We start from the raw sequence: 17763 nt of genomic DNA, 5'->3' as shown, positions 1-17763 counted from the left end.
TTGCATCTCTCAGTTTTTTAATTTTCAAGTTAAAGGTATTTTTGTCTTGTAAGTTAAAGTGTTTTGACGCTCCAAGTCACCCACCTTGATACTGAAGCTATAGAGTGCAAGTTCTACCAGGGGGAATCGTTATGGAAAATCCAGGTCTTTGCTTAACACCCTTTCAGCGCAGATACCTATTGAAAAGCTTAGAAACCGACTTACGTGCAGAATACCGCCGTCGCATTGAAATTATGCTGCTTTTCGATGCAGGTGAATCTCAGGCTCAAATCTGTGAAGCTTTGGGATGTTCTCAAGAGACTGCACGCTACTGGATTACGATCGCACAAACAGGACAAACTCACAAATGGAGCGATCGCTTAATGGGACGACCTAAAACTGTGAATGAGCAATACCTCGCTCGCTTGAAAGAATTGGTAAGCCATAGTCCGCGCCTTGTTGGCTATTCATTTGAACACTGGACAGCACAATGGTTAAGCAAGCATTTGGCAAAAGAATTGGGAATTCAGGTTAGCAGTTGTCACATTAACCGTTTGCTCAAGGAGATGGGGCTTTCCACGCGACCAAAAGGCAACACAACTAAGCAAGAAACCTTACACCAAAGAGATTTTAGTATCGCCTAATCGCCGATTTTCGTTGATGGTGCGATCGCAACTATTCGTTAGGCATTTTTATAAAATTGAGTTGTTACCAATATTTCGGAGATTACCATTCTGAAAAAGGATGTTTTACTAAATTGTTGTTGAAATATCTGGAGTCATCAGAAACTTCTTGTCCAATCCAGCTTGGTAATTCAATCTGTTGATTTTCATCACTGAGTTCAACTTCTGCTAATATTAATCCTTTATTAACACCATCAAACTCATCTATCTCCCAAATCAAACCACCCGACTCTATTTTATATCTGATTTTTTCTATAAAGGGACGTTCACATAATGCCTCAAGTATTTCTTGAGCATCTTTAACAGGAATAGGATACTCAAACTCTAATCTGGAATATTTGATATTAGGGCCTTTAATGGTCAAATAACTTTTTTCTCCTACTATACGTATACGTACAGCCGCTTTATCTTGTGTAGCAATGTATCCTTGGCGATATACACTACCTTCGGCTAATCCTCTCCAGCTATCTCCTTTCACTAAATATTTTCGCTCTATTTCTTTCGCCATTTTACTTACCTATTCAAAAACCAACTCTATGCGATCGCTCCAGAGTCGAGCAACCCCATACTCAATCACATTACCAGTTTTATCAATATTTACCGACTCTGATTAATTTCTAGTTTTATGGCAACAGCTATGTCTGCGGATACTTGTACAGAGTATCAATGCTTTACTTTCAATGCCTGATTGTAACGCACCCGCTTACCAATTGCATAAAAGTAGGGATTTGAAATTGCGATCGCTGATATACCGGTTCCTACATGGGTAAGGAACAGATGAATACACATACTCACTCGTAAGGACAGGGCATTATTGCTGTGTCCTCATTCAAATGAGCGCTTATATTACCATTAGGCTTTAGTATTAAATGAGTTTTAGCTGAAGTTAAGATATACAAGCATTGCTGTGCCACTACAACATTGCGTTAAGTGAAAATAGCTGTTTGTTCTTTCGCTAAAGCTAATGCTTGATGAGCATTTTTAAACTTTGTTTCATCTGTAAATTTATGACCAAAACACTTTAGATAAGCTTCTAGATATCGAATACGTAAGTATGGATCAGCCGGACTCTGAAGAAAGGGGAGGTCAGCTTCAACCATAAACCGAATAGCCAACAAGGGGATAGGGCTACGAAGTGGACGAAAGTCTGGGTTGTGCAGACCAGGAGTTTCATTACGTTTATGAAATTCTCCTATCATCAGCCCTGATTCAACAAATAAAGGTTTAAGTTTTTGTTGGACACTATCTACTAGTTTAGAAGCATCTTCTATATGGATATCAGGGAAGATAAGTAAAAAAGCTCTGTTTATTGCTAATTCCTGCTCTTCAACATCCATCTCAAGAAAGATATCTCGGTAGCGTCCAACAACTTCCTCTAATTGCTCTGGATACAAATCTTTTGTGCGAATAACTGCCAGACGAATACTATTTGACCTGAGAGAGTGAGGTACAAAAGGGCAAACTACGCCGGGCCTTCCTAAGTTAGGGTGAGGTCTTCCTAAAAAGTTTTTTACCCACTCCATAATTTCAATCAAGTAAGGAAGGTCTTCATTTTGCTGGAGTTTTTCGATTTCATGAGTTGTATAAAGTTCCATGAGCTTGAGTGAAATAGAGTAATTGTCTAATTCTGAATCCAAAATTTTTTTTACTATATGATCTGTCTAAAACTACATATTTTATTATCTAGGGAAAGAAAACAAGTTTTGAATTTTATTATTTTGGGTTCATCTGTAGCTTTAGCAGAGAAAATTGCTCTAACATTTTTGCGAATTTAAAGAATTTTACATCAATAAAATACACAAAAACATTTTGCACCAAGCAAGTTGCTGCTTATCTGTTTTTTACATTTTGGATATAATGCATATGTACTATACATAAATGCTTCTATTTTTTTTACACTATTAAGCTTCTATTATTTTTAATAAAAATATTATAAAGTTTATGTGTAAATAGTTATTTTTACTGTAAAAATTTAGTATAGAGCTAACATCAACTAAACATTTAATATCAAGTTCTTATAATTTAATCTATCTAAGGTATTACAAATTCAGCCCAATTTTCTAAGCTTCATCTAATATCATGTCCGCATAATTAGTTACGATTCCCATAGCCATTGCACCCCTCCCCGCTCTTCGGGAGGGGTTGGGGGTGGGGTTCTTCGGGTTTAATAAGCAATCAACCGGACATGATATAACTTAAATATATAAAGCACAGTGTATTGAAAAAGCAGCTAGTATCAGTTTAATAAGGGACTAGACATCTGCAACGGGCTGGTTGCGCCAAAAATCCGAACTTTAAGAAAAAACGGGGCGGTGTCAGTACTAACTTTTGTAGTTAATTATCTATGAGATGTAGTAGCCCCTAATAGACATTTTTATGCTATGCATACGAACGAGAAGAGAACAATAGAAATCGAGTTTTTTCGACTTGTGTGTACATCGTAGATACCGCTACTCTTAAGCAAGGTAGTCACAAAATTGGATATTTTTTTAATTGGAAGTCGTTTACTTCTCAACAAATTCTTTCACTATCCTCATAGCATCAGGAGGAATCTGCGTAATTAGGCGAAATGGAAATGCCGCAGTCGAAGCAAACTGGGCATAATCTGATGTTAGAAAAATAGCGTAGTTTTTAGCTTCTGGAGTCATCTGGAAAGCAAAGGCTAAAGCTATAGCTTTAACGTACTTGCGAACATCTGCTGCTTGTTCACCCACAACTTCACCGCCGCTAATCGGTGTATTTGGTTGTCCTATCTGATCCAAAGTGGTGCTGGGGTCTTTTACACTCAGATGAGTACCCCCAACTATACCAACTAGCCATTTGGGGGATGGGATTTTGTCAAATCCCACAATCTGTTCAGTTAAAGCTGGGGTGGTTTTATCTGCGGAACCTGCTAACACTAGGGTAGGAATTTCCACCTTAGTTAACCCAGTTTCGCCAAAAATCTGAGAAGTTGTAGGATTGAGAGCGATCGCCTGTTTGATTCTAGTATCCCGCAGCTGATAGCTATTTTCTGGTAGTTCTTGAGCAATACACTGCATACCTTCTCCCAGACTTAAGATAGCCAAATTATTTTTGCAGCGTTGTTTGAGTCGTTCCAGTTGTAATTCGGCTCCAGCAAGTGTTAAAGCTGTACCACCACCAAAAGAATAGCCAACAACCATCGCGTTTGTGGTTGTAAGTTTCCCAGCAAGCGGGTTATTCGCTGTTTGGTTGAGCTTTTCTAATTCGTCGAGAACGAAACTAATATCTTGAGGACGATGCAAAAACTCTTGAGGCTTTACAACTCTGGTTTTACCTTGTAATGCTAAGTTAGTATTCGCCTCATTACTACCAGGATGTTCTAAAGCTGCTACTACATAACCGTGGGATGCTAAATGTTCTGCTAAGTAACGCAAGTCTGTGCGGACTGACCCGAAGCCGTGAGAAAAAACAATAACGGGTTTATTGGCATTTGCAGCAGTTGACCAGTAAACATCAACTGGAATTTTCCGGTCGCGCTTTTGGTCATTCAGGCTTAACTTGAGTATTTTTACTTCAGCGTTTCCTGGTTGGCTGGGATCAAAAGGGAAAGCAATCTGTGGTGTTCCGGGCTGCGGTGTTATGGTATCGAGTTGGGGAGCGATCGCTAGCATAAATTGCTGGGTACGCCAAAAAGCTGTATTAAAACTCCCTGCAACTATAAAAGCCTGTGGCAAATTAATTTCTAGGCGTTTACTTGGATAAGCAGCGATAAAGCTCAGTATAGAAAGTCCCTGCGGTGCAGTAGAACCTAATACCAACCCTGCTCTGAGTGCTTGCACCCCAGCATTGTCTTCTCGGGCTAAGGCTGTAGCAAAGTCATTGAGAATAGTTGTGCCAATCTGGGTATTAACTAATCTATTAATGGTAACAACATTCATCGGTATATTCATGCCCAGCGCTCCCAAGAAGAAGCGGCGTTGTTGTTCAGATAATCCTTTAGCGTAAGGCTGCAAACTCCCAGGCAATTCCCCAGTTTTTGCAGCCTTTTGCAACTCAGCAAGGGTGATGGTTTCTGTAAATAAACCCAAACGCACAACAACGGTGTCAGCCGCAATAGCCGAAGTATTTGCCCCAAACTGTGTAAGCACAATCGCACCAAAGAAACCCGCGACTGCCTTAAGACTTCCCCAATTTCTTTCCATAAACATTTATACCAATCCTTACTTACGGGAATATAACCAATATTTGTGTATTTGACTACCCTATTAATTGCCTATAAATAAAAGTAGATTTTTTCCTGAACTTGATCGCGATGTCTACAACAGGCTACGTCTACGCGCTGATCTATTCAAAGCATCTGCTGATGCGATCAAAGTTCATCAAAAACATAACAAAAGCAACAAATTGTAGAATTCATCACAGTTAAAAATTTGAGCATAAATCAGTGTTAACAGTCACAAAAGCCTGATTGTTTCTCAGCTAGGTTTAATACTGTAAAGGAGCTACTAAACTAGGGCAAGCGATGCCTGCGGCGGTAAACTACGCATCTACCATCTGAACTTTTTGTGGGCTAATACCTTGACTGTAATTTTTTTTGGCAGTAAGTTTAACCGACCGCTTAATGTTCTGTATTTGCCCTTCATAACGTGTTGCAGGTGAATAGTTATTACTGCTGTAGCCGCACTATCATTAACCATCAAATTCTACCAGCAGCATCAACAATTTCTCTTGGCTTTATGCATTGCAAACTCCGCTATATCTTGATTTTGCTGCTTTCCCTGAGTATTATTACACTGTGGTGGCCTGTGAATGATTCTGATTGCAATTTCAAGACTGTTTTAGCATCAAAAACTACAAAATTTCAAGTAAATGCTACTAAAGTTATTGTTCAGCCGTGGCGTGGTCGTCACAACGTATATGGAATCTTTACGATTCCTGACGAATACAAAAAAGCTCCATTTTTTGTATTAACAGTAAAAGGTGCTGGCAGTTACTGTTTAAAACAATTTGGTTATAAACAAAACTTTAATGGTATTTTTGCTGAACCAGGAAATTATCTGGTAAAAAAGCCTATTAGAACTCGAACAGCTCTGCGGCTGATTCTCCAAGGTTTGTACTTTCAGATCAATGATAAAAAAAATTGGACGTTGACTTTTCCTGAACCAAAAACTAGCACCGCTACGCGGAATTAGTCAGGTATTCTTTAATTACGAATGACCAATTTTCGGTCAGCTTGGTGGTTGAGTTTCTAAAACCTCGTTTTTCTCTAACAAGTCAATAGTAGCATTGACTACAATCTGTGCTGCTCCTGTGAAAAACGATCGCTCGATATTCGCTGGAACATCGCTAGGTTGATGATAGTGCGGAGTACGCAAATTTGCAGTATCTGTCACCAGCACAGCACCCACACCCTGATACCAAAATGGTGCATGGTCGCTGCGTAAGGTGTCTGGTGTTAATAAACCTTTAAAAGGAATTGGTAGTGTTAAAACGGATGGCAAATTTGATTCCTGTTTATTCAGAGAGGTTGAGGGGAGCATCTGTGGTTTTTGAAACGCACTCAGCAAAGGCAAATGTTCTGTATCACCGACTACTACCAAAAAGTCGCCCTTGTCGCTAATTGGGGTAACAGGCAACCCCGCAGGGTATTTTTGGCATCCGGTAGTGTAACATGCATAACCTACCATATCCATGATGATCGCTCCGCCTAAATTTTGTAAGCGTGCTGTCTTGCTAACGAAAGCCTGACTACCCAAAAGTCCTGCTTCTTCTTGGTCAAAAAAAGCTAGCTGTAACGTTCGTGGTGTAGGACGGGAACCAAGCAACCGAGCGATTTCCAGCATTACGGCTACACCACTGGCATTATCATCAGCACCAGGGGATAAAGCAACAGTGTCGTAATGCGCTCCCACGAGAATTGCTTTAGCGGCTTTGTTAGTTCCTATACGTTCGGCAAAAATATTCACACCTTCAGAGAACTTTTCCAATTTGGGCTTCCAGCCTAATTTTGTGAGTTCAGTTGTGATATAAGTGCGAGTAAGCGATCGCTCTTTTATTGTGTAGCGCTGAAAATTTAACTTTTGGATATGGGTTAACAGCTTATTAGTAGACACTTGCGGCGCACTGTCAACTTCCTTTGATTCTGGCTGTGGTTGGGGTGTTTCCACTGGAGTGCGCTCAACAATTGCTGGCGACGGACGCTGTTCAAAAAACGTGTTACCCCTACTACCCACCACGGCAACTGCCATCAGCACCAACAGCATCAGCCAAATCCATTTTCTCATGTGATTTATCCTTGGCTTCCAGACTTAGGGTAGCGCAAATCCCCAGGCATAACTTTTCAGGATTCCTAGGAAGGGTTTAATATTTTGGTTCTCTAAATTTTTATAGAGCGAATCCGGCTATTGTTTTCCCAGTACCCACCGCAGTCAGAATTTGGTCATCGGGATATGTTGAGTGAGTGAATTTTCTGCGTTGCTGTTGCGTTAATTCCCTCTAGGAACATAATTTTGTTTAACTTTTATTCATGCCTTGATAAGACGAAACTCTACAAGAGGCATAGCTATTCTCCCACTCCAAACTTTTTCTAATACTTTTTCTTCTAAACGCCTTGCTCTCAATTCAGAAACTTGATATATGACTTGGAGGTGATATAATGCACCAGCTTGCAGGTTATGAAAATAATAAGAGCCACTTTCTCCATTCAAGCTACGAGTTTTGCTATAAATTGCGAATTGAAGTTGAGAAGAATACCAAAAAAGTTTTCCATGTAAATCCAAAAACATTTTTTCTCCTGGTTGAAGCAAGTGATAATTTTGTTCATTGTTTTTCCAAGCAAGTTTAGTTGGGTCGCCAGACCAATTTATTGGTTTACCATCATCGCTTATTAAAATCGCGTCAATAGAGCTTAATTGGTAAAAGCAAAGAGTGGTTGATGTATTGTTTGTAATATAAACACCTAGTTTTACATCAGTTTTGGCTTTAAATAATTTAGAATGGATGGTCAGTACGGACTCTGGCATATCTATTTTGAACAGGACTCCATCTACTTCTATTGCATTACTATCAGTTGATAAGAGTTGAACAAGACAAATATTTACCCACGGGGTTGCCAATATGTCTGAACTAGTTTCTCGTTCAATTGCTTCTTGGTTAATGTTAGAATTTGAAACACATATATCTCTAACATCAGTATTTAAAATAAATCGAAGCTGATAAGTTTTCGTTTCAAGTGCATCAAAGTACCAAAAGTAATTAGACTTAAAACAATCAAGAACATAGTCGGGAATAGTAGGAATTTTTAGTTGTAAAGAATTATCTTGCCAAAAAAGCTTTGCAGTTACAGAGAAAGTTGTACGGCATTTGGGTCTAATTCTCGACCAATCCGATTGTATACTTGGACTACTATCTGGTTGTTTAATTTGTTGATTAGTAACCAGATCGTCTGTAACTAAATGTCCCTGCATTCTCTGTCCATTTGATGTCAAAAGCTCTGGAATCAAAGCTTGTAAGTGGTTCAAATAAAAATAATTTGAATTAGTGTGGTTTATACTCACGCTGAATTTAATTGGAATATTAATCCCGATTTGTTTTTTGGGAATGGGATATATTCTAGTAGGAAAAAGTATTGTGTTAGGATTAACGATTTCTATGCTTGTACCATTCGATTCATAAACTGTCATTTTTACTATTTTCTCAACTTGTAAATATTAAATACCTTTAAATGATATTTCTCTTTCTGGGAATAGCAATTTTGACATTGTTTAAGTTCAAGGTTCGACTAAACGAAACTCTCCTTGGGGTGTAGATACTATCCCCATCCAAATACCTTCTATTAATTTTGTATTCCTAGTTTCTCGGTCATATATTTCTGCCATTGCATCTTTGTTATTATAAGTAAACTGAATTTGATAGACGTTTGCTTGAAGAGCTTTAAAAATACAATAACCTCCATCTCCAGCTTCGATGCGAAGAATAAACTGATCGCGCTTTTGCCAATATAATAAGGAGTATGGAAAAAAGGTAATATTTTCTCCTGGTAGAACTAATGGAAAATCTGATTCTAATCGTCTTTTAGTACCACACTGATAATATCCTTGGAAATGTAGTTGACCATCTGCTCCCACAAGTTGGGGAATTATAGTAGCAAAAAAGCTAAAGCGGACTGACATAGGCGTATTATTAGTAATGCGAATCCCTAACTGCATACGAGTCTTAATATCGCGTTTTTTTTCTGGCAATCTCAATACTCTTTCTGGCATTAAGGTTTCAAAATGTATACCAGCCACTTCTACAGCACTACTGTTAGGTTCCACAGGTCGAATCAGGCGAAAATTAACGAAGGCTGCTGTTGGATGACTTGATACAATTTGTGGTAAATTTGTGACATCTATAGCATCTGATTCATTGTAGCTACTACTAAATTTGTTTAAATAAATGAACCGAAGCTGATAATTTCCAGGTTGTAGATTATTAAAATAGTAATAAGTTCTAGGTCTAAAGTATTCAAAGTCTAAAGAAAAGTCTTTAGTAGATAATTCTAAAATCAGTAAGTCACTTTGCCAAAACAGCCTTCCATTTAAATGAGAAGCGCTCTTACTCCCAGGCTGGACTAACCAGGAATTGACATTTATAGGATATTTTCGCCTGTTAAAGTTAACTAATCTTGAAAATAAGCATCTCAATTTAAGCCTCCAGTTTTGCTGCTGAGATATATTTGATTGATTTGTGGGTTCCTGCTCATAGATAACGAGAATTCTCTGTAATGTTTGACCGTCAGAGTTCACAATTTCTGGAATGAAAGTGTCATCGAAACTCATAGTAAATGGCTCCAATGTGTTGTTAGTAATCTGAACAACTAGCTTTATATGATAAATAGCTCCAGGTTTATTTTCTGGAATGGCTAGTGCTACTATGTCGGGCAGCAGAATTTCCACATGAATGGCATTTACTTCAAAATAGTTTCTGTCATTTAATTCTCTAAATGTCATTTTTGCTAGTGTGATTACATTACATTTATCCAACAAAGCAAAAAAGCTACTTACACGCAAGCTTTCTTTCCTAGAGTGAATATCAAGTTTGACAACTTGTCTTTTGACAGCGATCGCAACTTCACTTACAGTGCCCCACTAGAGGAGTGCTGAGTACTGAGTAAAGAAGAAAAGAATTATATTATTACTTCTTCAAAATCTTTATTCTGACACTTAGAACTCATGACTCAGAACTCAGGGCTTTTTTTATGGTAGATTTGTTGCTGATCACAATACTGGGGTTCCTGGGGAGTTTTGGGCATTGCTTTGGGATGTGTGGCCCGCTAACAGTGGCGTTTTCCCTATCTCATCAGCCGAAAGTTCCACATACAGCTTCATTAGGGCGCACATTAACCTTAGAAAAGCCCGACACTTGGCAACAGCAATTAAAATTTCATATCCTGCTAAACCTGGGGCGGATGTTGAGCTATGCTCTAGTCGGCGCTGGCATTGGGGCGCTGGGTTCGGTATTGCTGCAAGGTGGACAGCTAGCGGGTGTTGGTAGCGACTTCCGGCGTTGGATGGCAATTTTAACTGGCGTAATGCTGATTTGGTTTGGTTTAGGACAAGTAAAACCCGATTTACTGCCGCGCATTCCTGTATTACATCCCCTATTGCAAGGTAGCTTACACGATCGCCTCAGCACAGGAATGGTTAAGCTTTCCTTAAAAACCAAATGGTGGACACCAATGCTTTTGGGGATGACTTGGGGTTTAATGCCTTGTGGTTTCCTGTATGCTGCCCAAATTAAAGCTGCTGAAACTGGCAATTTATGGATGGGTGGGGCAACTATGCTGGCTTTTGGACTGGGAACCCTGCCCACTATGCTAGGTGTAGGCGTTTCCACATCATTGGTAAGTAAAGACAGGCGCAATCAATTGTTTCGATTAGGCGGTTGGGTGACACTCACCATTGGCATTATCACCTTGTTGCGGACTGGTGACACAATGGTAGATTACACCGGACACGCCGCGTTAATTTGCTTAATTTTGGCGCTAATTGCGCGTCCCATTAGTGGTTTGTGGGCTTCACCACTGCGTTACCGTCGCGCCTTGGGGGTGGGATCTTTTGTGCTTTCTGTGGTTCACACCGTCCACATGATAGAACACTCATTGCAATGGAATTTTGCCGCCTTTTCTTTCCTGCCGCCAGAATTTCAGTGGGGTATGGCTGCGGGTGCTGTAGCATTGATATTAATGTCCCCCGCCGCTTTTACGAGTTGGGAATCGTTGCAAAAATCTTTGGGCAAGCGTTGGCGACAGATTCATCTATTGGGTGTGCCAGCCTTGCTCTTGAGTGCCATTCATGCTGTGTTAATTGGTTCCCATTACCTGGGTTCCTTGCAATCAACTTGGGGAAATAAATTAGCGGCAGTACTGATGGTAATTATTACCCTCACTGTATTGATGGTGCGATCGCGCTTTTTTTGGTCAAAGTTAGCCTTAGAAAAGTTTTATGTCCCCCCAACCAAATCGCGGTAAATCATCCTTATTTTCTGGCTCCATCCCAACAAGCCAAAAACAAAGGTCTTACCTGCTCAAAGGCATTTTCTGGAATCAAGGAACAATAAAGTATTTATTATTCCTAAGTTTTTTAGTTATACCAATAGCTAATCTTGACCCTGCTTTAGCTCATAAAGTGGAGATATCTGGAGATGTTGGCGGCACTCTCCACATTGAACCAAATGATAACCCCCGTGCTGGAGAACCCGCCCAAGCTTGGTTTGCGCTTACCCGCAGAGGTGGAAGGGTGATTCCCCTGTCACAGTGTAATTGTCAGTTGGCTGTTTATGCCCAACCTTATGCAGCCGGAGAGCCACCTCTTTTAGAACCAGAGTTAGAACCTGTGGCAGCTGAACGTTATCAAGGCATCCCAGGTGCGGATATTACCTTTCCCAAGCCAGGGATTTATGAGTTGCAACTAAATGGTAAACCAATCTCTGGGGCAAAATTCAAACCATTTCAGTTCAAATTTGAAGTTACTGTAGCAGGCGGATCTACACAAAATTCACGAAACCTACGAGATGTCAATGGCGATTTAGTAGAGGGTGGATCTCAACAATTACCATTTTGGGCGATCGCACTTCCAATCCTCGGATTTATCGGCATCTTAGTTGTCGTACTGCGAAGCATGAAAGGGAGTGGGGAGTAGTTAGGAGTTAGGAGTTAGGAGTGAGGAGTTGAGAGTTATGAATTCAAGACTTAACAATTTTGGATTTTGGATTGAAGGAAAAATCTAAAATTTACTAACTTCTACACCTCCTAACTCCTAACTTCAAACTTCAAACTCCTAACTCCTAACTCCTAACTTTTACTTATGTCGCTTTTGATGCCACTGCCACGCATGAGCAACAATATCTTTGATGGATGGATACTGAGGTTGCCAGCCTAAAATTGTTCTAGCTTTCTCGCCGCTGCCAATGAGAATTGGGGGATCACCAGGACGGCGATCGCGTTCTTCTACTGCTATCGAAGTTCCTGTAACCTGTTCGGCAGCTGCAATTACTTCTCTGACGGAGAAGCCGCTACCATTACCCAAATTGAAAACTTCGCTATCGTCACCTTTCAATAAATATTCCAATCCTAAAATATGGGCATCTGCTAAGTCGTTAACGTGAATATAATCACGGATACAAGTACCATCGGGCGTAGGGTAATCAGTGCCGAAAATTGAGATGGATTCTCGTTTGCCTAAAGCTGCCATCAACACCAAGGGAATCAAATGGGTTTCTGGGTTGTGATCCTCGCCGAGTAACCCACTGGGATTAGCACCAGCAGCATTAAAATAGCGGAAACGCACTGATTTAAAACCGTAAGCAACATCAAAATCAGAAAGAATCCGCTCTACCATTAGTTTTGTAGCGCCATAGGGATTAATCGGATTTTGGGGGTGGTTTTCTGGAATAGGTACAAATTCTGGTACCCCGTAGGTAGCACAGGTAGAAGAAAAGACAAATTTCTTTACAGATGCCGTCAGCATCGCTTCTAACAGGGTTAAAGTACCAACAACATTATTTCGGTAGTATTTAGCTGGGTCAGTCACTGATTCTCCTACGTAGGCATAGGCAGAAAAGTGCATTACAGCAGCAATATCGCGGGTTTTAAATAGGTGATCTAGCAACGCGCGATCGCCTGTATCCCCTACTATCAGTTCTACCTGTAAAACCTTTTCTACTAGGTCACGATGCCCATAGACCAGATTATCAAGTATGACAACGTTATAACCCGCTTGTTTCAAAGCAAGTACCGTATGAGAACCAATATATCCAGCTCCCCCCGTTACCAAAATGGTAGGCTTTGCAGACGACATAGTTTTTCCTTTTGAGTGGATTACTCAATTAATTTAGTTTACTGGTGCTACATTACTCTGCTGGAAAAATATAAATAATAGACGCAGGGGCAAAAAATTGCACTAAAATCACTACGACGGTAGTCTTTGGGTGTGAGGTTTGAGGTATTTTAAGTCAAACAGTGCGATTACAATTTGACAATAAAATAAATTCATTTCCCGAAACCTCTAGGTTGACTCTTACGGGTGACGCTCCTAGCGTCGCTAAAGCTAAGAAGTCGCTAGTTGTTTTATGCAGGGAAACCATGCACGACAGTTCCTCTTGGGGAGCCACTTTTTCTCTAAACAAGAGAAGTGGCGCGGAAATCCTAAGCAAGGAGAACTGTCTTACCACCACATTGGCTCACTGCACCAGAAAATTTGAGAGTTAATCTATGTTTCTATTATTAAGCCGAGTACTGCTGTGGCTGCTGATTGGCACTATCGTATATTCTCTGTTCCAGCGATTTTATCCCTCTGGAAGTTTTGTAGGGCGATTAATCCTAGTCGTTATCTTGGTAATCGTAGCCCTATCATTTCTTAACCCCAATGAACCAGCTGTGGCATCGTTATGGAGGATGCTGTCTTTTCCACTCAGACCTCTAGGAGCCTCTGTTTTAATGATGATTTTTGCAGCTCAGAGAATCAAAGGAGGCGGAATAGACAAACCAGGAGGATACTTGATAGGTTGGGCACTGACGATTTTGCTGTTAGCAAGTACACCAGCAGTCGCCTATTTCCTTTATAGGGCACCTCTAGCAATGACAGGTGAAACTTATGTAGCAACTGCTACACCAACATCTGGGACACTAGTGGCATTAGGGCAACAAACCACCGCAGCGAACATCTCAGATGTTACGGGGGGTGGCATTCTTTCTTATAATTTGAAAGTGCCTCCCTACCTATTACAAGGAAATCCTCAAGATATTCGCACACGCGGTTTAAGACTTGAAGACTTTGTACCGAATGCGGAAACGTTACTATTGACAACAAGAACTTGGGAAAGTTATCTCGCTGAAGTTTATAGGTTCATGCGTGTTCAGCGGTAAAAAACTAAAAGAGAAGTCAGAATTCAGAATTCTGAATACAGAATGCAAGACGCTCGTGAGCGTTGCGTTAGCGATGTAGAAGCGTCTGACTAGTTAACGCTGCGCTATCAGTGGGAGATATTTAACCCGCCACTGATTGTTGGCATAGCATCCCGTAGGGAAGACCACCAAATTTTAAATTTAGTGGGAAAATTTAGTGAGGGACTTAAACCCGTTTATTCATCTACCCTGCAAGAAAGCTAAGAGCGAACAAGTGACGCTCGTTCGTAGCTAGCGCTCTGCTAACGGCAGTCCCATAGAATTAAATACTGAATTCTGGCTCCTGACTTCTGAATTGTTTCTTGCTAATTTACAAGTGATATTCCCTCTACATAGCTGTCTGCTTCGACTAGCAGTTAATCTAGGATGATAAAGTAGCAAAATTGCTTTAATGGCAAAATCTCGACGAATCGCTAAACTCAGTGCTTACCTACGACCCCATTGGCGAGAGGCATCCTTAGGGATTCTCGCTTTGTTTTCTGTCAATGCATTGGGCGTTTATATCCCTTGGTTGATTCGTGGTGGTGTTGATAAACTGTCGACAACCTTCAACTGGGATGAAATACTACATTACGTAGTAATTATTGTTTTGCTCAGTTCGGCAATGTGGCTAATGCGGATGGCATCCCGCATTTGGCTGTTTGGGGTGGGGCGTCAGGTGGAATTTGACCTGAAACAACGGATTTTTGAACATTTACTCAAGCTGGAGCCAGCTTATTTTGCTAGTAATACTGCTGGCGATTTGATTAATCGGGCTACCAGTGATGTGGACAATATCAAGCGATTGTTAGGTTTTGCAGTCTTGAGTTTGGCAAATACGGTGTTTGCCTACACTTTGACGTTGCCAGTAATGCTGGCGATTAGTGTGGATCTGACACTAGCCTCTCTGGCAGTGTATCCTTTTATGCTCTTGTTAGTGAGTCTGTTTAGCGATCGCTTACGCAAACAACAAGCAGCAGTCCAAGAGCAGCTCTCTGATATCAGCGAACTCATCCAAGAGGATATCAGTGGCATTGCCTTAATTAAAATCTATGCCCAAGAAGCAAATGAGCGTCGAGCTTTCGCCAAGAAAAATCAGCAGCTATTGACTGCTAACCTGGAACTAGCAAAAATCCGAAATACACTATTTCCGCTAATTGGCGGGCTAGCCAATATCAGCTCGCTGGTAATCATCTGGCTAGGAGCGGCGCGGATGTCCTCTGGGACACTTCAGGTTGGCGACTTTTTAGCATTGTTAATTTATGTAGAGCGTCTAGTTTTCCCCACAGCCATTTTAGGATTCACAATTACGGCTTACCAACGGGGTGAAGTTAGTATTGATCGGCTTGAATCTATTCTCTCTGTTACACCGAAAATCCAAGATAAAGCCGATGCCATACATCTACCAGTGGCTGAACTTAAAGGAGAAGTGACAGCTAAAAATCTCACCTATACTTACCCTGGTTCCACGGCTCCATCTCTAGAAAATGTTAACTTTACCATTGCTCCGGGAGAAACCGTGGCCATTGTTGGGGCAATTGGTTCGGGAAAATCCACTTTGGCAAATGCTTTGCCGCGCTTATTGGATATTGAATCAGAACAATTGTTTTTAGATGGGGTGGATATTACTAAGATAGCTTTGGGAGATTTGCGAGGTGCGATCGCCTACGTTCCTCAAGATAGCTTTTTATTTAGTACTACAATCAAAAATAACATCCGTTACGGTGACCCAATTAGCGAACAAGAGCAGATAGAATCTGTTGCTAAACTTGCCCAAATTGAATCAGAAATTAATAATTTTCCCCAGCAATATGAGACTCTTGTTGGTGAACGCGGTATTACGCTTTCTGGCGGTCAACGACAACGTACTGCCTTAGCTAGGGCAATGCTGGTCAATGCTCCAGTATTAATTTTGGATGATGCCCTCTCTAGTGTAGATAATCAAACAGCCACGCAAATCCTCAGAAATCTCTCTGGTGGTAGTGTACGCAAAACAGTAATTTTCATTACTCACCAATTATCAGCGGCCGCAGCTGCTAACCGAATTTTTGTGATGGAAAAAGGAAAAATTGTTCAGATAGGCAATCACTTAGAACTGGTGCAACAACAGGGTCTATACAGAACTTTGTGGAGCCAGCATCAGGTTGAAGAATTATTGCACTAGTATCGCAAGGCGGAAGTCAAAAGTCAAAAGTATTATGGAATAAGCTGTTTAAGACTTTTCAATGGTCTACTTATTTACGCCGTGCTGTACTAGTACCACATTTAATATTAAGGACAATTTTTTCTCCAGCGTGTATAATTTGTCATTTGACACTTGACAAATCATCCCCTTTGATAATATATGCTGGAATTTTTGCAAAATTTTTTGACTGATAGCTCATTTATTCCACATGGACATTGTTACCTCTGGAAACCAAGTTTAGTGTGGCTAAACATCATCTCAGATTCTGTAATTGCTTTGGTGTATTATTCTATTCCTATCGCCCTTGTTTACTTTGTCCACAAGCGAAAGGATTTCCCTTTTAAATGGATACTTTTATTATTTGGAGCTTTTATCATCTCTTGTGGCACAACCCATGTGATGGATGTATGGACGCTTTGGCATCCAACTTACTGGCTGTCCACTTTCATCAAATTTATTACGGCTATTATCTCACTATATACAGCGATCGCACTGTTACCCATCATTCCCCAGGCTCTGGCTTTGCCAAGTCCGGCACAATTAGAAGCAGCTAACTGCCAACTGAAACTAACCTTAAAGGAACTTGAAAGTACGCAAGCTCAACTGATTCAAACTGAAAAAATGTCTTCATTAGGGCAATTAGTTGGAGGTATTGCCCATGAAATTAATAATCCTGTGAATTTTATTGACGCTAATATTGTTATTATCGATGAATATACTAAAAATTTACTCAATTTAATTACGCTTTTTCAAAAATACGATCGTCATTTAATATCAGAAATTCAAGCTTTTATTGAAGAAATTGACCTTGATTTTATTAAAGAAGACGTACCGAAAATCTTATCTTCCATGAAAATGGGAGCCGGGCGCATTTCCAAGCTAGTGTTATCCTTGCGTAACTTCTCGCGGCTAGATGAAGCAGACAAAAAAGAAGTTGATATCCACGATGGTCTTGATAGCACTCTCTTGATTTTGCAAAATCGCTTAGAAGCCAAAATCAATTATCCAGATATTCAAATTATAAAAGAATACGGCAAGTTACCTAAAGTCGAGTGCTATCCTGGGCAACTCAATCAAGTATTTATGAATATTTTGAATAATTCTATTGATACTTTGATAGAATCAGTAATTGGTTGTCAGTTGTTAGTGGATAATGCCAAAATAACTGGCAACCAACAACTTATCACTAAAGCTAATAATCCCCAGATTCGAATTCGTACTGAGGTTTTAGACAGCAATCAAGTGATGATTCGGATTGCTGATAATGGTTGTGGTATGACAGAAGCAGTAAAGCAAAAAGTTTTTGACCCATTTTTTACAACTAAACCTGTTGGTTCAGGTACAGGTCTAGGGATGTCGATTAGCTACCAAATTATCAACAAGCATGGTGGTCAACTCAAGTGTGTTTCTACACCGCTTCAAGGCACAGAGTTCATCATCCAGATTCCGATTCGGATAAAATCTGTTTGATGATAATTTGGTTTATTCATCAAGACTTAAAACAAGCAATCTAAAACACTACCATTTTG

The 17763-nt window shown here is 40.3% G+C and carries 14 protein-coding genes; 7 read left to right on the top strand and 7 right to left on the bottom strand.

Annotation, left to right across the window (positions count from 1 at the left end; all coding sequences use genetic code 11):
* Nucleotides 1–131: 131 nt before the first annotated feature.
* On the top strand, nucleotides 132–623 hold the full coding sequence (locus H6G96_RS23160) for a helix-turn-helix domain-containing protein (protein ID WP_190913799.1): 492 nt from the start codon (nucleotides 132–134) through the stop codon (nucleotides 621–623).
* Between the two features lie 82 nt (nucleotides 624–705).
* On the opposite strand, the gene H6G96_RS23155 is transcribed toward H6G96_RS23160, so the two are convergent.
* From H6G96_RS23155 to H6G96_RS23145, 3 genes are all read right to left on the bottom strand, one after another.
* Nucleotides 706–1170 (bottom strand): CYTH domain-containing protein, encoded by a 465-nt coding sequence (locus H6G96_RS23155; protein ID WP_190913797.1) that lies wholly within the window; start codon nucleotides 1168–1170, stop codon nucleotides 706–708.
* Nucleotides 1171–1588: 418 nt separating this feature from the next.
* Nucleotides 1589–2257 (bottom strand): DUF6875 domain-containing protein, encoded by a 669-nt coding sequence (locus tag H6G96_RS23150; RefSeq protein ID WP_190913794.1) that lies wholly within the window; start codon nucleotides 2255–2257, stop codon nucleotides 1589–1591.
* Nucleotides 2258–3166: 909 nt separating this feature from the next.
* On the bottom strand, nucleotides 3167–4828 hold the full coding sequence (locus H6G96_RS23145) for an alpha/beta hydrolase (RefSeq protein WP_190913792.1): 1662 nt from the start codon (nucleotides 4826–4828) through the stop codon (nucleotides 3167–3169).
* 534 nt (nucleotides 4829–5362) lie between these two features.
* On the opposite strand from H6G96_RS23145, the gene H6G96_RS23140 reads away from it, so the two are divergent.
* The gene (locus tag H6G96_RS23140; RefSeq protein WP_190913891.1) at nucleotides 5363–5818 is read left to right on the top strand and encodes a hypothetical protein; all 456 of its coding nucleotides are present in this window, start codon (nucleotides 5363–5365) and stop codon (nucleotides 5816–5818) included.
* A gap of 36 nt (nucleotides 5819–5854) precedes the next feature.
* On the opposite strand, the gene H6G96_RS23135 is transcribed toward H6G96_RS23140, so the two are convergent.
* From H6G96_RS23135 to H6G96_RS23125, 3 genes are all read right to left on the bottom strand, one after another.
* Nucleotides 5855–6910 (bottom strand): M28 family peptidase, encoded by a 1056-nt coding sequence (locus H6G96_RS23135; RefSeq protein WP_190913789.1) that lies wholly within the window; start codon nucleotides 6908–6910, stop codon nucleotides 5855–5857.
* A 240-nt stretch (nucleotides 6911–7150) separates the two neighbouring features.
* Entirely contained in the window at nucleotides 7151–8308 is a 1158-nt protein-coding gene (locus tag H6G96_RS23130) for a hypothetical protein (protein WP_190913786.1), read from the bottom strand.
* An 87-nt stretch (nucleotides 8309–8395) separates the two neighbouring features.
* Entirely contained in the window at nucleotides 8396–9616 is a 1221-nt protein-coding gene (locus H6G96_RS23125) for a hypothetical protein (protein ID WP_190913784.1), read from the bottom strand.
* Nucleotides 9617–9864: 248 nt separating this feature from the next.
* Between H6G96_RS23125 and H6G96_RS23120 the strand changes: the two genes are divergently transcribed.
* Both H6G96_RS23120 and H6G96_RS23115 read left to right on the top strand, forming a co-directional pair.
* Nucleotides 9865–11136 (top strand): sulfite exporter TauE/SafE family protein, encoded by a 1272-nt coding sequence (locus H6G96_RS23120; RefSeq protein ID WP_190913781.1) that lies wholly within the window; start codon nucleotides 9865–9867, stop codon nucleotides 11134–11136.
* Nucleotides 11111–11806 carry a hypothetical protein gene (locus H6G96_RS23115; RefSeq protein WP_199339710.1) on the top strand — a complete coding sequence of 232 codons (696 nt, stop codon included), beginning with the start codon at nucleotides 11111–11113 and terminating at the stop codon, nucleotides 11804–11806. Before H6G96_RS23120 ends, H6G96_RS23115 begins: the two co-directional genes overlap by 26 nt.
* 159 nt (nucleotides 11807–11965) lie before the next feature.
* Here the strand turns inward: H6G96_RS23115 and galE are convergent, their stop codons facing one another.
* Nucleotides 11966–12964 (bottom strand): UDP-glucose 4-epimerase GalE, encoded by a 999-nt coding sequence (galE, locus tag H6G96_RS23110; RefSeq protein WP_190913778.1) that lies wholly within the window; start codon nucleotides 12962–12964, stop codon nucleotides 11966–11968.
* Between the two features lie 413 nt (nucleotides 12965–13377).
* Here galE and H6G96_RS23105 point away from each other — a divergent pair, with 413 nt between their 5' ends.
* The 3 genes from H6G96_RS23105 to H6G96_RS23095 all read left to right on the top strand — a co-directional run bounded on the left by H6G96_RS23105 (nucleotide 13378) and on the right by H6G96_RS23095 (nucleotide 17704).
* Nucleotides 13378–14031, top strand: a complete 654-nt coding sequence (locus H6G96_RS23105; RefSeq protein WP_190913776.1) for a hypothetical protein — start codon at nucleotides 13378–13380, stop codon at nucleotides 14029–14031.
* A gap of 430 nt (nucleotides 14032–14461) precedes the next feature.
* Nucleotides 14462–16213, top strand: a complete 1752-nt coding sequence (locus H6G96_RS23100; RefSeq protein ID WP_190913773.1) for an ABC transporter ATP-binding protein — start codon at nucleotides 14462–14464, stop codon at nucleotides 16211–16213.
* Nucleotides 16214–16393: 180 nt separating this feature from the next.
* Nucleotides 16394–17704, top strand: a complete 1311-nt coding sequence (locus H6G96_RS23095; protein ID WP_190913770.1) for an ATP-binding protein — start codon at nucleotides 16394–16396, stop codon at nucleotides 17702–17704.
* The last annotated feature ends 59 nt before the right edge of the window (nucleotides 17705–17763 follow it).

The organism is Nostoc sp. FACHB-892, assembly GCF_014698795.1.
In the GTDB taxonomy this organism is placed as follows: Bacteria; Cyanobacteriota; Cyanobacteriia; order Cyanobacteriales; family Nostocaceae; genus Nostoc.
Note: the sequence above shows the minus strand (reverse complement) of the source record. Positions and strands in the feature narration are given on the sequence as shown.